The 18028-nt window shown below is 59.5% G+C and carries 14 protein-coding genes; 11 read left to right on the forward strand and 3 right to left on the reverse strand.

Annotation, left to right across the window (positions count from 1 at the left end; all coding sequences use genetic code 11):
- The first annotated feature begins 12 nt into the window (after positions 1-12).
- Genes AC07XP_RS19800 through AC07XP_RS19845 form a run of 10 tightly spaced genes read left to right on the forward strand, consistent with a single transcriptional unit; the run spans position 13 to position 9607 of the window.
- A complete protein-coding gene (locus tag AC07XP_RS19800; RefSeq protein ID WP_495265615.1) occupies positions 13-1026 on the forward strand; it encodes a hypothetical protein in 1014 nt (337 codons plus the stop codon).
- Positions 1019-2212: a glycosyltransferase family 4 protein gene (locus AC07XP_RS19805; protein WP_495265616.1), complete on the forward strand. Its 1194-nt coding sequence runs from the start codon at positions 1019-1021 to the stop codon at positions 2210-2212. The genes AC07XP_RS19800 and AC07XP_RS19805 overlap by 8 nt, the downstream gene beginning before the upstream one ends.
- Positions 2205-3248: a polysaccharide biosynthesis protein gene (locus AC07XP_RS19810; RefSeq protein ID WP_495265617.1), complete on the forward strand. Its 1044-nt coding sequence runs from the start codon at positions 2205-2207 to the stop codon at positions 3246-3248. Before AC07XP_RS19805 ends, AC07XP_RS19810 begins: the two co-directional genes overlap by 8 nt.
- Before the next feature lie 4 nt (positions 3249-3252).
- Positions 3253-4380, forward strand: a complete 1128-nt coding sequence (wbjC, locus tag AC07XP_RS19815; RefSeq protein ID WP_495265618.1) for a UDP-2-acetamido-2,6-beta-L-arabino-hexul-4-ose reductase — start codon at positions 3253-3255, stop codon at positions 4378-4380.
- A gap of 25 nt (positions 4381-4405) precedes the next feature.
- Positions 4406-5542, forward strand: coding sequence for a non-hydrolyzing UDP-N-acetylglucosamine 2-epimerase (wecB, locus tag AC07XP_RS19820; protein WP_495265619.1), 1137 nt, complete (start codon positions 4406-4408; stop codon positions 5540-5542).
- A gap of 3 nt (positions 5543-5545) precedes the next feature.
- Positions 5546-6781, forward strand: coding sequence for a glycosyltransferase family 4 protein (locus AC07XP_RS19825; protein WP_495265620.1), 1236 nt, complete (start codon positions 5546-5548; stop codon positions 6779-6781).
- Positions 6778-7383 (forward strand): sugar transferase, encoded by a 606-nt coding sequence (locus AC07XP_RS19830; protein WP_495265621.1) that lies wholly within the window; start codon positions 6778-6780, stop codon positions 7381-7383. The genes AC07XP_RS19825 and AC07XP_RS19830 overlap by 4 nt, the downstream gene beginning before the upstream one ends.
- Positions 7380-8042 carry an acetyltransferase gene (locus AC07XP_RS19835; RefSeq protein WP_495265622.1) on the forward strand — a complete coding sequence of 221 codons (663 nt, stop codon included), beginning with the start codon at positions 7380-7382 and terminating at the stop codon, positions 8040-8042. Before AC07XP_RS19830 ends, AC07XP_RS19835 begins: the two co-directional genes overlap by 4 nt.
- 6 nt (positions 8043-8048) lie before the next feature.
- Positions 8049-9236 carry a DegT/DnrJ/EryC1/StrS family aminotransferase gene (locus tag AC07XP_RS19840; protein ID WP_495265623.1) on the forward strand — a complete coding sequence of 396 codons (1188 nt, stop codon included), beginning with the start codon at positions 8049-8051 and terminating at the stop codon, positions 9234-9236.
- A 35-nt stretch (positions 9237-9271) separates the two neighbouring features.
- Complete coding sequence (locus AC07XP_RS19845; RefSeq protein ID WP_495265624.1) at positions 9272-9607, forward strand: VanZ family protein; 336 nt, start codon at positions 9272-9274, stop codon at positions 9605-9607.
- Between the two features lie 122 nt (positions 9608-9729).
- On the opposite strand, the gene AC07XP_RS19850 is transcribed toward AC07XP_RS19845, so the two are convergent.
- Positions 9730-11985, reverse strand: coding sequence for a polysaccharide biosynthesis tyrosine autokinase (locus AC07XP_RS19850; RefSeq protein ID WP_495265625.1), 2256 nt, complete (start codon positions 11983-11985; stop codon positions 9730-9732).
- Positions 11982-12416: a low molecular weight protein-tyrosine-phosphatase gene (locus AC07XP_RS19855; RefSeq protein WP_390346323.1), complete on the reverse strand. Its 435-nt coding sequence runs from the start codon at positions 12414-12416 to the stop codon at positions 11982-11984. The genes AC07XP_RS19850 and AC07XP_RS19855 overlap by 4 nt, the downstream gene beginning before the upstream one ends.
- Positions 12417-12861: 445 nt before the next feature.
- Here AC07XP_RS19855 and AC07XP_RS19860 point away from each other — a divergent pair, with 445 nt between their 5' ends.
- A complete protein-coding gene (locus tag AC07XP_RS19860) occupies positions 12862-14865 on the forward strand; it encodes a polysaccharide biosynthesis protein (RefSeq protein ID WP_495265626.1) in 2004 nt (667 codons plus the stop codon).
- 99 nt (positions 14866-14964) lie between these two features.
- Here AC07XP_RS19860 and AC07XP_RS19865 read toward each other — a convergent pair whose 3' ends face one another.
- The gene (locus tag AC07XP_RS19865; protein ID WP_495265627.1) at positions 14965-18021 is read right to left on the reverse strand and encodes a YjbH domain-containing protein; all 3057 of its coding nucleotides are present in this window, start codon (positions 18019-18021) and stop codon (positions 14965-14967) included.
- Positions 18022-18028 lie beyond the last annotated feature (7 nt).

Raw genomic sequence — 18028 nt, forward strand, 5'->3', positions numbered from 1 at the left:
GGAGGTATTTTAATGACAGGTTCGGAGCTTTATGCGTCGTTGAACTATTTCGCTCTTTTTGTCGGGTTTGCACTATATTTTTGGATGGTGCGACTTGATGGGGACTGGGTCGAAATTTTTGTTATCTTGTGTTTGATTTCCACGTCCTTGGCGCTATTTTTGGTATCGGATCTCTATCCAATACTGAACTCTTTGCTGCTTTTTTTGTGTTTGCGGCACATTTTTTCCAACAAAAATACAATGGCGCGTGTTTATGCGCGTCTTTCTGAAAAACGAATGGCAATTTGGCTGACGCTGCTTTTTTTGATCGCCTTGACTTATTTTTTTAGCGGGATAAGAGGTTGGCAGAGCGTTATGGTCACCTCCTTGCGTTACTGGATTATATTTTTAGCTTTTTTTGCTTGGCGGAGCACCAGTTCTGTCAAAGAGAAAACTGCCTTGACAACCACGCTACTGGTTCTGGGAATGATATGGGGCTCAAAAATTGTACTTGTCTGCGGCGCCGTGCTTTTTTCTTTTCAATTCATTCGACTTTCTTCTTTGAAAAAACGCCTCCTCCTTAGCGCGCTCGTATTTTTCTCGTTGATATTAATTTGGATTTTGTTTAACGAGCAAGTGCAGGTTTTTATAACGGAGAGCGTACTTCGCCCGGACTACGATCGAGACGTAAAAATTTTGGGTCTTTCAGACGGATCGAGACTCACACTTTGGAATGATTACTTGCAAGGAGCTCGACTTTTTGGAAAGGGTGATTATTTGGGGCAAGACCTAGCGCCTACGCACAATATATTTGTTTACTTGGTCTATGAGTTTGGTGCAGCACCTGCCTCAGTAGCCTCCGCATTTCTGTTGCGCGTCGCAGTTGGATGTATGAAGGCCAGTGGGGCGGAATTTCTGCTGATCCTGTCGTTCTGTTTTTTGCTTTCTTCGGTTTTTGAATACGGAACCGGATGGGTTTTCCCGTTAATCGCACTTCCTTTTTTGATGGTAAAAGAATTTCGATTTAAGTTGGAAAATAATGGCTGAAGTGCTATTAATTACGACGAAGTACAAGCACGAAAATGGTTCGCCTTGGCTGGTGAGTGAGTTGGCTGAGGAAATGGTCGCGCAAGGCTCACGGGTCACGGTACTGAATTTGAGCTGGACAGGCCTTTCAGTTTTGGAAAGCGATGAACTGCAAGGCCTTAGAGTTATTAATTTTTCTGCCGTGCGCCCAACACGAGGTAGCGGCGGACTCTTGGGGAAGTGGGGATTTTCGTCATTTAAATTGATGCCCTTTCTTCTTAAGGGGTTTGTGCTGAGAAATAAATACGATCTACTTGTATCTTTTTCTCCTTGCACCGCCCTTTGGGTTGCCATTGTTTTTGCAAAAATGATTTGCCGGAAGTCGTCTTTGATTTATTGGGACATTTTCCCGCTTCATAACCAAGCGATCGGAAAATCTATTCCAAAAAAACTTCTTCCTGTCTTGAAAGGCATGGAGAAGCGTTTGATCTCTTCGTTCGATTTGATCGGGTGCATGGGGAACGGAAATCGAAATGTTTTCCTGAATTACTTTGGTGGAGATGTTAAGGCGGTGAAGATCGTTCCTGTTTGGACTTCATTGTTAAATCCTCCTCTTGTAGCAAAGAATGAAATAAAAAATCGTCACGGCTTTCGTGAAGAGTCTCTAATTTTCGTATTTGGCGGGCAGCTGGTGGCCGGGCGCGGAATTGAGAGTTTGTGTGCGGCATTTTTTCAAGTCGCCGCCGAGGTTGAAGATATTAATTTGACCTTTTGCGGTGCTGGCCCGCTGGAAGATATTATTCGAGGGTATGAGGAAAAGAGCTTTGGCGCAATTCGACTGATCGGATCGTTGTCCAGGGGTGAATATATGAATTTCTTGGTTGCATCCGATGTGGGTGTGGTTTCTGCAATATCCTCTAGCGGAACCTCGTCGTTCCCATCAAAAAGTTTGGACTATATGGCTTGCAATTTGCCGATATTCGCAATATTGGAGCCGGAGAATGATCTCAGTCTTCTTGCGGTTGAACATGACTTTGGTGTGGTTTGCACCGCGGATAAAAGCACGGAAATTGCTCTTTCGATAAAGAGAATGATTGGAAAAAAATCTGAATTTTCAAGAATGGGGTTAAATGGAAATTCTTACTTGAAATCCAGGCACTCTGTATCTAATGTGGTTGACGAATTCATGAGGATGTCAAATGTTTGAGCGGAAAATTTTATGCATCACTGGGGGTACAGGCTCTTTTGGCAATGCCGTGCTTAATCGATTTCTTAATACCGAAATTGCAGAAATCCGCATCTTCAGTCGCGATGAAAAAAAGCAGGATGACATGCGCAAGCGCTACAATCATCCCAAGCTAAAGTTCTATATCGGCGATGTCCGGGACTCACGAAGCGTGAGTGCGGCAATGCGCGGCGTGGATTACGTCTTTCATGCAGCGGCACTCAAGCAAGTCCCTTCCTGCGAATTCCACCCAATACAGGCAGTCCGCACCAACGTCCTCGGCACCGAAAACGTCCTGGAAGCTGCAATCGCCGCAGGCGTAAAACGCGTCGTCTGCCTCAGCACCGACAAGGCGGTCTATCCCATCAACGCCATGGGCATCAGCAAGGCCATGATGGAAAAGGTGATGGTCGCCGCCAGCCGGAATCTGGAAAGCACGGACACGGTCATTTGCGGCACGCGTTACGGCAACGTCATGGCCTCCCGCGGTTCGGTCATTCCGTTGTTCGTGGAACAAGTGCTGGCGGGTAAGCCCATCACCGTCACCGACCCGTCCATGACCCGTTTCATGATGACGCTGGAAGACGCCGTCGAGCTGGTGCTGCATGCTTTCGAGCACGGCAACAACGGCGACATCTTTGTGCAGAAGGCGCCCGCCGCCACGGTGCAGGTTCTCACGCAAGCCATCCTGGAATTGATGGGCAAGCCCGATCACGAAGTGCGCGAAATCGGCACTCGCCATGGCGAGAAGCTCTACGAAGCGCTGCTGAGCCGCGAAGAAGTGGCCTGCGCCGAAGACCAGGGCGATTACTACCGCGTGCCGCCTGACGGCCGGGACCTGAACTACGCGAAGTATGTGGAGCAGGGCGAGAAGCGCATCACTCAAAGCTCGCACGGCGAAGACTACAACTCGCACAACACCACCCGCCTCGATGTCGAAGGCATGAAGAAGCTGCTGCTCAAGCTCGACTTCATGCAGCGCATCGCACGAGGTGAATCCGCCGTGGCAGAGGGATAAAGCGATGAAGGTGTTGATTACCGGCGCTGGCGGTTTCGTGGGCCAGAACCTGCAGCTGCATCTGGCCGAGCGCAAGGACGTGCAGGTGGTCCACTTCACCCGCGACCACAGCGTGGAGCAACTGCCGGCGCTGCTGGAGAGCGTGGACTTCGTGTTCCACCTGGCAGGCGTCAATCGCCCGCAAGACCCGCAGGAATTTGCCACCGGCAATGCCGAGCTCACGCAGAGCCTCTGCCGCGCCGTCGGCGACATCGCAAAAGCAACTGGCAAGAAGGTGCCGATCATCTACACGTCGTCCACGCAGGCTGGCCGGGACAATCCGTACGGCAACAGCAAGCGCGGCGCGGAAGAAGCGCTGCAGGCCGCAGCCGCCAGCCACGGCATTCCGGTGCACGTCTTCCGTTTGCCCAACGTGTTCGGCAAATGGTGCCGGCCCAACTACAACTCTGCCGTGGCCACCTTCTGCCACAACATCGCGCGCGACCTGCCGATCCAGGTCAACGACCCGGCAGCGCCGGTCACGTTGGTGTATGTCGACGATGTCATTGAGCGTTTTGTCCAGCTCATGGACGGCGCCGACGTCACCGTGGATGCGGACGGTTTCGCGACGGTCACGCCGCAATACACCACCACGGTGGGCGAACTGGCCTTGCAGATCCAGTCGTTCAAGGACAGCAGAAACACGCTCATGACCGACCGCGTGGGAGCCGGCCTCGTGCGTGCGCTCTATTCGACTTACGTGAGCTACCTGCCGCCCCAATCGTTCGCCTACACCGTGCCGCAGCACGGGGATGCGCGCGGTGTGTTCGTCGAAATGCTCAAGACGCCAGACGCCGGCCAGTTCTCGTTTTTCACTGCGCATGCGGGCATCACGCGGGGCGGCCACTACCACCACAGCAAGACCGAGAAATTCCTCGTCATCAAGGGGCAGGCGCGCTTCAAGTTCCGGCACATGCACACCGGCGAAACCCACGAGCTGGTGACCGCGGGTGAAAAGTCTGAAATCGTCGAGACCGTGCCCGGCTGGACGCACGACATCACCAACATCGGCACCGAAGAAATGGTCGTGATGCTCTGGGCCAACGAGGTGTTCGATCGCGCGCGGCCGGACACCTTCGCTTGCCCGCTGTAGTCCCAAGGCTTTGGATCCATCTCCCATGAAAAAACTCAAAGTCATGACCGTGGTCGGCACCCGGCCCGAAATCATTCGCCTGTCGCGCGTGCTGGCTCGCTTGGACGAGCATTGCGAACACGTGCTCGTGCATACCGGCCAGAACTACGACTACGAACTCAACCAGGTCTTCTTCGACGACCTGGGCGTGCGCAAGCCCGACCACTTCTTGAACAGCGCAGCCAACGCCACGAGCGCGGCGCAGACCATCGGCAACCTCATCATCGCGGTGGACCAGGTGCTGGGCGAGGTGCAGCCCGAAGCCATGCTGGTGCTGGGCGACACCAACAGCTGCCTCTCGGTGATTCCGGCCAAGCGCCGCAAGATTCCGATCTTTCACATGGAAGCGGGCAACCGTTGCTTCGACCAGCGCGTGCCCGAAGAAACCAACCGCCGCATCGTGGACCACACGGCGGACGTCAACCTCACTTACAGCACGATCGCGCGTGATTACCTGTTGCGCGAAGGGCTGCCGCCCGATCTGGTCATCAAGACCGGCAGCCCGATGTTCGAGGTGCTGACGCACTATCGCCCGCGCATCGAGGCGTCCGGCGTGCTGGAGCGGCTGGGTTTGCAGGCGGAGCAGTACTTCGTGGTCAGTGCCCATCGCGAAGAGAACATCGAGTCGCCGCAGTCCTTTAGCAAGCTGGTGGCGGTGCTGAATGCCGTGGCCGAAGACCACGACATGCCGGTCATCGTCTCGACGCACCCGCGCACGCAGAAGCGCATCGACGCGACCGGCGCGCGCTTTCACCCACAAGTGCGCCTGTTGAAGCCGCTGGGCTTTCACGACTACGTGAAGCTGCAGCTCTCGGCGCGCGCCACGTTGTCCGACAGCGGCACGATCAACGAAGAGTCGTCGATCCTGAATTTTCCGGCGCTCAACTTGCGTGAAGCGCATGAGCGGCCCGAAGGGATGGAAGAGGCGGCCGTGATGATGGTCGGCCTCGAGGTGGACCGAGTGCGCCAGGGCCTGGCCATTCTGAAGAGCCAGCCGCGAGGCGATGCGCGCGGCCTGCGCCAAGTGGCCGACTACAGCATGCCCAATGTGTCGGATAAGGTGCTGCGCATCGTTCACAGCTACACCGATTATGTGAACCGCGTGGTCTGGAAGAAGTACTGACGCATGGCAATTCGTGTGTTGTTGCTGATGCAGTGGTTCGATCCGGAGCCGACGTTCAAGGGCATCGTGTTCGCCCGCGAACTGGTGCGCCAGGGCTTCGAGGTCGAAGTGTTGACGGGCTTCCCCAACTACCCGGGCGGCAAGGTGTATCCGGGCTACCGCATCAAGCTGCTGCAGCGCGAAACGATCGACGGCGTGCAGGTGACGCGCGTGCCGCTCTATCCCAACCATGACCAGTCGGCGATCAAGCGGGTGTTGAACTACGCGAGCTTTGCCACGTCGTCGCTGGTCTATGGCCTGTTCATGGCGCGCCGGCCCGATGTCATCTACGCCTACCATCCGCCGCTCACGGTGGGCATCACCGCCGGCCTGCTGCGGCTGTTGCGCCGCGTTCCCGTGGTCTACGATATCCAGGACATGTGGCCCGACACCTTGCGTGCCACGGGCATGGTCAACAACGCCCGGGCCTTGAGTGCGGTGGCTGCGGTGTGCCAATGGGTGTATCGCCGCGCGGACCACATCGTGGTCCTGTCACCGGGTTTCAAGCGCCTACTATTGGAGCGCGGCGTGCCTGAAGCCAAGGTGGGGGTGATCTACAACTGGGCCGACGAAGTGGCGCTGGCTTCGCCGCAAGGCCAGCTGCCGACCAGCTTTCCGGGGTCGGATCAGTTCCGCGTTCTCTTTGCGGGAAACATGGGCAAGGCCCAGGCGCTGGACGCTGTGCTCGAAGCGGCGGTTCTGCTGCAGGCGCGCAGCTCGCGGGTGTGTTTCGTGCTGCTGGGTGGTGGCGTGGAGGTGGGCCGGCTCAAGCAGCGCGCCGCAGACCTGCAGTTGCGTAACGTGGTCTTTCTGCCGCCGGTGCCGATGTCGGAAGTGGGTGCGTTGCTGAACGCAGCCGACACGCTGCTGGTGCACCTTCGCAAGGACCCGCTCTTCGAGATCACTATCCCTTCCAAGACGCAGGCCTACATGGCCGTCGGCAAACCGCTGTTGATGGCGGTCGATGGCGACGCGGCCGGGTTGGTCGCGCAGTCGGGCGGTGGCGTGGTCGTTGAATCCGAAAACACCAGCGCGCTGGCCGATGCCGCCGATGCGCTCGCTGCGATGGCGCCTGATGCCTTGGCGGCCATGGGGCAGCAGGCGCAGCGTTACTACCGTGAACAACTGGCCTTGAAGGTTGGTGTCGAAAAATTCGGTGCCATCTTCACGCGGCTGGCGAAGAGGTCGAAATCCAGATGAAGCGCCTTTTTGACATCGTGCTCGCTTGCGTGGCGTTGCTGCTTCTAGGTCTTCCGCTGCTGTTCCTGACATGGCGGGTGCGCCGCAAGCTGGGCAGCCCCGCGTTCTTTCGCCAAACGAGGCCTGGCATGCATGGGCGGCCGTTCAACATGATCAAGTTCCGCACGATGACGGATGCGCGTGGTGCCGATGGAGAGCTGTTGCCCGACGCGGACCGGTTGACGCCCTTCGGGCGATTCCTGCGTGCCAGCAGCCTGGACGAATTGCCCGAACTCTGGAACGTGCTCAAAGGCGACATGAGCCTGGTTGGCCCGCGTCCGTTGCTGATGGACTACCTGCCGCTGTATTCCGCCGAGCAGTCCCGTCGTCATGAAGTACGCCCCGGCATCACCGGCTGGGCGCAGATCAACGGGCGCAATGCGTTGGGCTGGGACGAGAAATTCAAGCTCGATGTTTGGTACGTGGACAACCGTTCGCTTTGGCTCGACATCAAGATCTTGTGGCTGACAGTGCGCAAGGTGCTGGTGCGTGATGGCATCAGTGCGGCGGGCGAGGCCACGATGCCGCGCTTTACCGGTTCGCGAATGGAGCACGAGCAATGACGTTGCCGCTTTATGCCGTGTACGGCGCCAGTGGCTGTGGCCGCGGCGTGATGCCGTTGGCTCGCGCACAGCTGGCACTCGAAGGCATTCCGGCATCCCAGTTGGTGTTTGTGGACGACCAGCCCGAAGCCGCTGAGGTCAATGGACAGCGCGTGCTGCGCTATGCGGATTTCCTGCGGGCCGATGCGAGCACAAGACACATCGTGATTGCCATTTCGAACAGCGCCGTCCGCCAGGTGCTGGCTGACCGTTGCGCGGCCGATGGCGTGCAGCCCTGGACAGTCCGGGCTGCCAACACAGTGGTCATGGACGATGTCTCGCTGGGCGAGGGCGCTGCGCTCAGTCCGTTCGTCACGCTCACCTCCAACATCCGCATCGGCAGGTACTTTCACGCCAACCTGTACAGCTATGTCGAACACGATTGCGTGGTCGGCGACTTCGTTACCTTCGCGCCCGGTGCCAAGTGCAATGGCAATGTGCACATCGAGGACCACGCTTACATCGGGGCCGGCGCTGTCATCAAGCAAGGCAAGCCAGGCAAGCCTCTGGTGGTTGGCCGCGGTGCCCTGGTCGGCATGGGCGCGGTGGTTACGCGCGACGTGCCGCCCGGCATCACTGTGGTCGGCAACCCCGCCAAACTATTCATCAAAAAAGGTTGAACTGTTGTGTTGAACACCCCCTTCTCCCCTTGGCCGAGTTTCACCGCCGAAGAGGCCGATGCCGTGCAGCGCGTGCTCCTGTCCAACAAGGTCAATTACTGGACGGGGCAGGAATGCCGCATGTTCGAAAAGGAATTCGCCGCTTGGGCAGGCACCGCGCATGCGCTCGCACTGGCCAATGGCACGCTGGCCCTGGACGTGATCCTCCAGGGCATGGGCATCGGGCCGGGTGACGAAGTCATCGTCACGCCACGCACCTTCATTGCGAGCGTGTCGTGTGTGGTGAATGCGGGGGCGACGCCGGTGTTCGCAGATGTCGATGCAGAAAGCGGCAACCTGTCGGCCAAGACCATTGCGCAGGTCGTCACGTCGCGCACCAAGGCCGTCATTTGCGTGCACCTTGGCGGTTGGCCGTGCGACATGGATCCGATCATGGCACTTGCGACCAAGCATGATTTCAAGGTAATCGAAGACTGTGCTCAGGCGCATGGTGCCCGCTACAAGGGGCAATCCGTCGGCTCCATCGGTCATGCCGGCGCCTGGTCGTTCTGCCAAGACAAGATCATGACCACGGGCGGGGAGGGCGGCATGGTCACGACCAACGATGAAGCGTTGTGGCGCACCATGTGGCAGTACAAGGATCACGGAAAGAGCTACGAAGCCGTCTACGAGCGCGAGCACCCGCCGGGCTTTCGCTGGGTGCACGAGAGCTTTGGCACCAACTGGCGAATGCTGGAGTTGCAAGCGGTCATCGGCCGGGTCCAACTGCGCCGGATGAGCGACTGGACGTCTGCGCGTACACGCCATGCACAGGCTCTGTGGGAGGCTGCCCGTTCCCATGCTGCGGTGCGTGTGCCCGTCTTTGTGGCGCAAGATGCGACGGGCGGTGCCCATGCGCACTACAAGTGCTACGTTTACGTGCAGCCGGAAAAGCTGGCAACCGGCTGGAGCCGCGATCGGATCGTCGAGGCGATACAGGCACATGGCGTGCCCTGTTATCAAGGGTCTTGCTCCGAGGTTTATTTGGAGCGGGCGTTCGACGACACCGGCTGGCGACCGACTGAGCGATTGCCTGTTGCACGCGTACTGGGGGAAACAAGCCTGATGTTTCTTGTGCATCCGACACTCACCTCGGCCGAAATGGACAAGAGCTGTCAGGTCATCGGGCAGGTGCTGGCAGAGGCGTCGGCTTGAGTGTGTTGTGGGCTCGTCTCGCAGCCCACTTGATCTTGTGGCGCTGGCTGCTGGCCAGTGCCATGCTGGCGTTGTTGGTGCTCAGCTTGATGCCTGCATCTCTTTCGGTGCCAGGTACGGGCTGGGACAAAAGCAACCACGCGCTAGGCTTTGCGGTCCTGGCATTCCTCGCGTATTGGGCGTGGCCGGGGCACATCCTGCTATCGCTGTTGGGACTGCTCGGCTACGGAGCCCTGATTGAAGTGCTGCAGTCGCTCACGCCTGATCGCATGGCTGAGTGGAGCGATCTATGGGCCGATGGCGTTGGCCTGCTCGTCGGCACTGTCGTCGCTTTGTTGTTGCAACGGCTGGCGGTGATTCGACAGGCCTAAGGCGACAGGCTCATGCCGGTTGCAGCCTTAGCAACTGCGAGACTGGCTTCGTCGAGGTTCGGCGCGAGGAGGAGGTGCTTTGACGCCCCTCACCCCTCCGAACTGGCTCATTGAGCGAACGCTTAAGCCTCTTTGTATTTGTACTCGGTATATCGGTAGCCGCCGTACTTGTAGCCGTAGCTGCCATAGTGCCGGCGAGAGAGGTCCATGCCGTTGAAGACCACCCCGTTGACTTGCTGGCCCGCATGTGCGAGGCGTTTGACGCTCTCATTCAGTTCGCCGAGTTGGGTCAGGTTGTCACGGGCAACCAACAGGACGGCACCTGCATGCGCTGCAACCGCCGCAGCATCGGCCGCCACCAACACGGGCGGGCTATCGATCACAACCAGATCGTAGCGCTCCGAAAAGTCGTGCAGCAGTTCGCCCAACTTTGACGAAAGCATCATGTTGGCTGGGTTGAACGGATAGTTTCCGGTCGTCAGAACATCTAGGTTGGGGATCACTTGCCCGTGAATGGCTTGCTCGGGAGGCATATCACCTGCCAAGACGTCGGCCAAGCCACCTTTGCGCGGGAGACCAAATGCTTTTTGGAGGTGACCCTTTCGCAAGTCGGCATCGATCAGCAACACGCGCTTGCCCGCCTGCGCCATGATGACCGCAAAGTTGCCCGAGACGAAGCTCTTGCCCACCCCAGGGGTGGCCCCTGTGATGAGCACGCGGTTGTTGCCACTCTCCATCAATGTCAACTGCAGGGACACCCGCAGGTTGCGCAAGCTTTCGATGGCGAGGCTTTCGGGTGAGGTGACGGCCAACAGTTGCACGCCCTTCGCGCCGCCGGCAATGTGCTCCAGGATCGTTTCTTGCTCGAGTGCCAATGGAACGACGGAGTAGACGTTCAGGCCGAGCCGATCTTCGATCTCTTGAGGATTGCGGATGCCGCTCGACAGCTTGGTGCGCAGGATCGCCAGCGCCACGCCTGCGAGAAGGCCGAGCACCAGTGCGAGCGCAACGATCAGAGGCTTTTGAGGTTTGACCGCGCTCTTGGGTTCGATGGCCGTGTCGAGCAGACGCACATTGCCGATCTTGCCTTCCTTGACGAGACGCAGTTGCAAAGAGCTGTTGAGCAGTGACTTGTAGAGTTCGCCGTTGACGCGAACATCTCGCTCCAACCGCAAGGCGTCTCGCTGTATGGCGGGCATGGCACTCACTCGAGTTTCCAGGCCGTTGATTTCGTGGTTGATGGCCGCAATCTGGCCATCCACCATGCGGACCTTCGGGTTGGTTTCCGTAAAGCGCGCAAGCAGTTCGCGCCGTTGTTGCTGGGTCTCTAGCAGCTTGGTTTGCAGCTGCACCGACATTCCCAATACAGCCTTGGCTTCTTCGTCAAAGGCGACAGTACCGTTCTTGTTGCGGAAGCGAGCATAAACGTCTTCCGAATCTTCGAGTTGACGTTTGAATTCCGGGAGCTGTTGGTCGAGAAATTCAATGGTTTTCTCTGCCTCTGCAGCTTTGCGCTCAACGTTCTGGCGAACATACTGTGCGCCGATTTCGTTAAGCGTGCGCCGCAGGCGACCACGGTCACTGCCTTCGAGGGTGACATTGATTACGTTCGATTGCTTGCCTTGCTCGCTGAGTTGTACGCGTTTTTGCAAGCTCTCAGTCGTGGCGAGGGACGACGCCCTCGAGACAAGAAATTCGGCACCTGGTTTCCCGTCGATCCGCGAAACCATCAGCGTGATGGTGCCGCCAGGCACTTGCTGACTGAGCATCTTGCCAGCAGTGCCCGTCAATGGCTCAGGAAGGCCAGGGTGCGAGACCGTGTAATGGCCATCGGCCTGCGCAGTGATCGTGAAGGGCTGCTGATCTTCGAGTGCAGAGGGCACATCGAACTTGGCAATGTCGATAGCTTCGGTGCCAGAAACGTAGCCCCCCATGCCCAGAAAGCCAGGGTTTGACAGTTCCGTGGAACGTCGCGAGAGCCACTCGCCAATGACGGGGACATAGCGCGGCTGAGCGTTGATGTACAGGCGCATCGCTTCCACAGCGCCCCCGATGACCATTCGCGAACGGATGATCTGGATTTCGCCAATGGCGGGCGTCTTCACATCAAAGAGGTTGGCCGTATCACCAAGAAAATTCTTGGAATCTGGTGCTGAGTCTTCAACCTGGATCAAGAGGTTGGACTCATAGATTGGGGTGGCCAGAAGCGCATAGGCAAGCCCAAGCCCAAGAGCCACAGCCGTGACGCCTGCCACCAGCCACTTGCGGTCAAGCAGGATGTCGAAGTACTCGGACAAGTTGATGACGTCATCGTCATCGTCGCGCGGACGAATCGTGTTGGGTGTCAAAGGGGCCGATGTGGAAGCGGAAGGGGTCATGAGAGTTTGCGGATGCGTTCAGCCCAGGCGTGGGCACCATCAGCGATGAGCTGCAGGGCGTGTTCGAAAGCTGGAAGGCCCAGGCGGTAGGGGTCGGGAATGTCGACGCGCGCAACCTCTCCCAGCCGGAACAACTTGCCGCGGGTCAGCGGATGGCGTTGACCAATGTGGATCCGTTGCGCTTCGTCCATCGCAAGAATGAGATCGGCCTGTTGGCACATTTGCCCTGTGAGTTGGCGTGCGCGGTGGTCCTCGATGTCGATGCCGCGTGCGGCCATCAACTTGCGTGCGATCGGATCTGCGGGGTGACCGACCAACGCGCCCGTCCCGGCAGACGTGACTTGAACCTGTGGCAATGCTGCAGCGATCAGTGCTTCCCCCATGGGACTGCGACAGATGTTGCCAATGCATACCACCAGAACGGATTTCATGAGACTTGGCTCCCTGCGAAGGCTTGTGCCTCTGTTGTCAGACTCAACGTATTGCGTGCCGCGCACTTCATGTTTCGCATGAATCATGTGTCGTACAGAAATTCCCTCATTTCTTAGTTGAGGCGATCGGATCGCGTCATCTATACGGGAGGGCTGAAGGCTAGGCACGTCTTGGGCATTGTAGTCAGGGCGCTTGGAGTCACCGCCCAGTGGATGTATGCCAAGCGGTGAGCGTTCTGGGCCCGAATCGGTCATAGCTGCCAAAGTGGCCGCCGATCCAAAACGCTGATGAGCGGCTCTATGACTAAAGTCATGTCGATGCAAAAGATACAAAAAATGACATTTTGAATGTCGCGAATCCCCTGAATTGGGGGGAAGGGGTGGGTACCCTTCACGGACAATTGTTGCAGCGCGGCACCCTGTAGGTGCCGCAGGAGTTTTCAGTGTGATCAATCGTCTGGCTGCGCCCTTGCTTGCCTTGCCGCGCCCCGTGAAGCGCATGCTGGCTCTAGGGGTTGATGCAATGCTCTGCGTCCTGTGTGTCTGGTTGGCATTCAGCTTTCGCTTCGAGCAATGGATGGCTCCACGCGGCGTTCAGTGGTCAGCTGTCGCGGTGGCTGTCGCCCTTGCGCTTCCCCTCTTTGTGGTTTTCGGGCTCTATCGAGCCATCTTTCGGTATGCCGGAACGGCCGCAGTCATGGCGATCGTGCGCGCGTGCGTACTCTTTGGCCTCGGCTATGCGTTGATCTTTGCGGTGGTCGGTGTGCGAGGGGTGCCGCGCACGGTCGGTCTGTTGGTGCCCTTGCTCTTGTTCTTGGCCATCGCTGGCTCGCGCATGTTTGCGCGCTACTGGTTGGGGGGGCTTTACATGAGCGCCCTGCAGCGCAAGCAACTACCTCAGGTTGTGATCTACGGCGCCGGTAGCGCGGGGTTGCAACTGGCTGCGGCATTGGCCCAAAGTCGGGACATGGTCGTCCGAGCTTTCGTTGACGATGACTTGCATCTCCAAGGCAACACGATCAACGGCCTGCGCATTCAATCTTCGGATTGGCTTAGCAACAATGCCGCCAGTTGGGGCATCACGGACGTGCTCTTGGCGATGCCTTCAGCCAGTCGTGGGCGTCGCGTTGAAATCCTGAACCAGTTGTTGCCATTGCATCTGCATGTACGCATGCTTCCGGGGCTGCTCGACTTGGCTAACGGCAAGGTGCAGGTCAATGATCTGGTTGAAGTCGACATCGAGGACTTGCTGGGGCGGGATCCAGTCGAGCCGGTGGCAGACCTACTGCACAAGCACATCCGTGGTCGGGTGGTGTTGGTCACCGGGGCCGGTGGCTCCATCGGCAGTGAGCTGTGTCGGCAGATCGTTCAACTGTCGCCTTCCACGCTGCTGCTTGTGGAGCTGAGCGAGTACGCGCTCTATGGCATCCATCAGGAACTGGAACAGTTGGCGCCGAACGTCCGTGTCGTCCCGCTGCTCGCATCGGTATGCGATGCGGCGCGGCTGCGTGAAGTGATGCGCGCCTGGCGCCCTGACACGGTCTATCACGCGGCGGCATACAAGCATGTGCCACTCGTCGAGCACAACCCGGCAGAGGGTGTGCGAAACAACGCGATGGGCACGCTCACGACGGCGCGGATTGCGATGGAGTGCAAGGTTCCCAACTTTGTCCTGATTAGCACCGACAAGGCCGTGCGGCCGACGAACATCATGGGGGCCAGCAAGCGCGTCGCCGAAATGGCGTTGCAGGGGCTGGCACAGCAGAGTTCGGACACCTGCTTCTCGATGGTTCGCTTCGGCAACGTGCTCGGCTCCAGTGGCTCGGTGGTGCCGTTGTTTCGCAAGCAGATCGAAGCGGGTGGTCCGATCACGCTGACGCATGCAGACATCACGCGCTACTTCATGACCATTCCCGAGGCTGCCCAGCTGGTGATCCAAGCGGGCGCTATGGCGCAGGGCGGTGACGTCTTCGTGCTCGACATGGGTGAGCCGGTGAGGATCATCGACCTCGCTCGTCGGCTGGTGGAGCTTTCGGGGCGTACGGTTCGTGACGAGCATTCGCCAGATGGTGATATCGAGCTGCAGGTGACTGGATTGCGGCCCGGTGAGAAGCTCTACGAAGAGCTCCTGATTGGCGACAGCGCGATGCCTACAGCGCATCCTCGTGTCATGAAGGCACACGATCCCTGCCTGCCATGGAATGAACTCTGGCGCCAGTTCGAGACGCTGAATGCGGCACTCGAAAGCAGCGATGTGCCGATGTTGAAGCGGACGCTGACGCAGATGCTGCCCGGCTACCGGCCTCATGCGGAGGTGGTGGATTGGGTGCATATGGAGCGTCACCGTGTGCGTGACCGTGCCCAGCCGCTCTCAGCGGCGGCTGGCGCTGCGGCGGTGGACGAAGCTAACCAGCCATCCGCGCCGAATCAGATTGTCGTGGCAATCTGATTCGATAGAGCTGTTTCATTTTTCCCCGTCTCGACTCACCCGGGGGGGCTGAGACCAAGAGCCCCGGATCGGGGCTCTTTTGTTTTCAGCCGGCGTCGCCTACTGAGCCCGCTTGAAGTCGAGGATGTTGTCCCCCGCCTTGGGTGCTTTGTCGTCGGGCGGCGAGAAGCTGAAAGCCTTCGGATCCCGTATCGATGTCATCTCGAACAGTGGGTTGATCCGTCCCAGCTTGGCGCCACCATCCCGTACCAGCGGAGCCCAGGCAAAGTTCGCAGTGAACTTGCTCGAGCGCGGCAGCAACGCGTCGAAGGGGATGGAAACGTAGATGCCCTTGTCGAAGCTGCCTTCGCCGAACTGTGCGGCGGACACGTTGGTCTTGGTGGCCCACGCGCCGATCGTCACGCCGTTGTCGAAGCGGCGGCTGATGTCGAGGGTGACGCCACGATCGCCCGCCAAGTATTGACCCGCACTGATCCTGGCCTGCACGCCGTTCCAGCCCGTGTCCCAATAGAGCGTGGCGTGGCCGGTGTTGACCTTGTAGTCGCGCAGGCCGAAGTCTTGCGCGAAGTCGCGCTGGCGTACGTGGTTGATGTCGATGCCGAAGGCGAACTTGCTGCGCCACGGGCGGTAGAGCCATTCGGCGCCCACGCCGGCAAACATCGACTCAAGGGCGCCGCCGTAGACGCTGTAGTACTGGTCTTCGTTCAGTCGGCCCACGTGGGTCAGCTGAAACACCGGCATCGTCAACCGCTTGGTCGTTGCGTACTCGCGTTGGTAGGTTCGCACGCGGGGAAGGTTGCTGGGCGCCGTGTAGGTGAACTTGTCGAAGTTGTCGATCAGGCGCCAGTTCAGTGCGGCGTTCACCCAGGTGCTCGGTGTGAAGCGGTACTCCGCAGTGGCTGAGACGCCGAGTTGGTAGAGCATGAAGGCATCGGGGCCGCCGAGGATCTGCGAGAAGCTCGGGGTCAGGCCGAAGGTGAGTCTTTCCGTGCGCCGTTCCCATGGCGTCATGGTCGGCGTCTCGCCGGGCGATGCTATGGCGGCGGTTGTTGCCTCGGTGGGTGTGCGCTGCGGCGATGCCGGCGCGTAGAGCCCGTCTTCGGTCCGGCCGCGCGGCGGGGCGTAGTCGCGCTGGTCCGTGGCGCGCAGTTCTGCGGGCGTCTGTGCTTGGTAGTGCGCCGTCACCCATTCGCTGCGATCGACGACCTGCGTGTGCAGTGCGAGTCCGCGTTCGTTGTAGTGAAGGATGAAGTGCTTGATCGACGCCGGTGCATCGCGATGCATGACGGCAATGACCTGCTGAACGCGTGCTTCGCGGTACACCGTGTGGCTTTCGGTGATCCAGACGTGCGCGCTGTCGCCTTGCGGCGCGATGCGCTGCACGGTCCATTCGGTGCGTGCCTGGATCTCCGCAGCAGTGGCGGCCCAGCCGGGGGGATTGGCCGGCGCCTCCGGCGTGAAGCGGGGCGGCGGCGGATCTGCGGGCTTGCTGGCCCGCATGCTCGCCATGTTGGTGGACAGGGTCAGGCCCACCATCACTTTGTTGCCGCGCTCCAGGCCGGCGGTAAACGCGACCCCGGGTGAGTAGCGATATTCCAGGCCGATGTTGAAAGGTGAGCGCTGAACCTGGTTGTTCTGCTGAGGCTCGTTCTTGTAGTTGTTGCCTTCGTACTCGAGCTTGACGGTCAGGGGATCCCAGGGGGTGCGCCATTCGACGCCGCCGAACAAGGAGGCTGGACCTCGGAAGAAGGCCTTGAAGTTCGCCTCACCGCCCGTTGCGGAACTCACCGTGCGCGTTCTGAAACGATTGCTCAGGGCCAGCAAGGGGTTGCGGATGTTGCCGCTGTTGCCCAGGTACCCCCAGCCGATGCCGAGGCTGAAGTCGAGATCGCCGTAGCGCTTGTTGGCGACCAGGTATTCGGCCGAAAAGAGGCCGGTACCGCCAAGGTCGCGAAAGCCCAATGCAACCTGAGGCACATACGCGGATTCGCGCAGCAGCCGCAGCTTCACGTCGATGCTCTTGTCCTTGTTGCTCTGGCCAGTGGTGCTGGCGGCATACGCGCGGTTGCTGATGGAGGTGTAGCGAAAGCCGGCCTCCATCCAGTCCAGCGGCTGGAACATCACGTTCAGTCGCGTATAGGGCGACACGTGGCTGATCGACGTACGGAAATCACCGGCCTCGCCCATGCGTGCCGTCGGCGTCTGAAGCAGGCCGGTTTCGCCCCAGTCGTTGCTGCTTGTGCGAGGCGCCTTGTATTGCGGGGCCGAGGCGTCGGGACGCACCGAGATGACGCTTTCCGGCGGAACTGACGGCGGAATGGCCGTATTGAGTGTTGCGGCCGGCTTGGCAGCCGCAAGCGCGGCAGTGGTGGTGCCCAGCGCTGCTGTCTGAGGCGAAGGGCCCTGTGTCGCCAGGAACTTGATGATGCCTTCCGATGCGTCGACCAGTTCGGCCATGCCGCGCGGCGCTGCCCAGATCCATGCACCGGGTGCCGGCTCATCGGAGGGGTGGCCGTTCCAGGGGGCGATGCCCACGCGGGACGTTCGGCCGTCGGGCTGCGCCACCCATGCCCAATCGTGAGTCGTGTTGGGGGCGCAGGCGATGACGTAGTCCCAGGCGGTCCGGCCGGCTTCGTGCGCCACGTGGCACAACTCGCCATTGGGGCGGACGACCGCGATGGTTTTCAATTGTGGAGAGGGCGCCACGAGCTGCTGGCTGGCCGACAGTACCGGGTCTTGATCCGGGTGTGCCTGCAGCCAGCGGGGGTCCACGATGCCCAGCGCCACGCGGCCAGTGACCGGCAGGTTCTGCAGCCACGTGATGAGCTTCAGCCGATCGAGTTGCTCGGAGCGCGGTGCGCGCTTGCTGGCCGCCTCGAGGCGCACGAGCAGGGTGTTCTTCAGGAACTGCTGGGCCAGTCGCTCCTGAGGTACGCGCCATGCCAGCCCGGGCGCTGCAGTGCCTTCTGGTTGACGCAGAAGCCAAGTGCTCAGTCGTTCGCCGGGTCGCACCTCGGCATCGCTTGCGGGTTCAACGGTCGCCGCGTTCTGCGACGGCTCCGCCGTGGCGCCAAGACTTGCCATCAACGCGCAGGCAAGGGCCGTTCGACGGGGCCAATGCGGGGGGCTGATGGCTCGCAGGAGGAGGGGGCTCATGTACCAG

The sequence above is a fragment of the Variovorax sp. GW531-E2 genome (assembly GCF_059423125.1).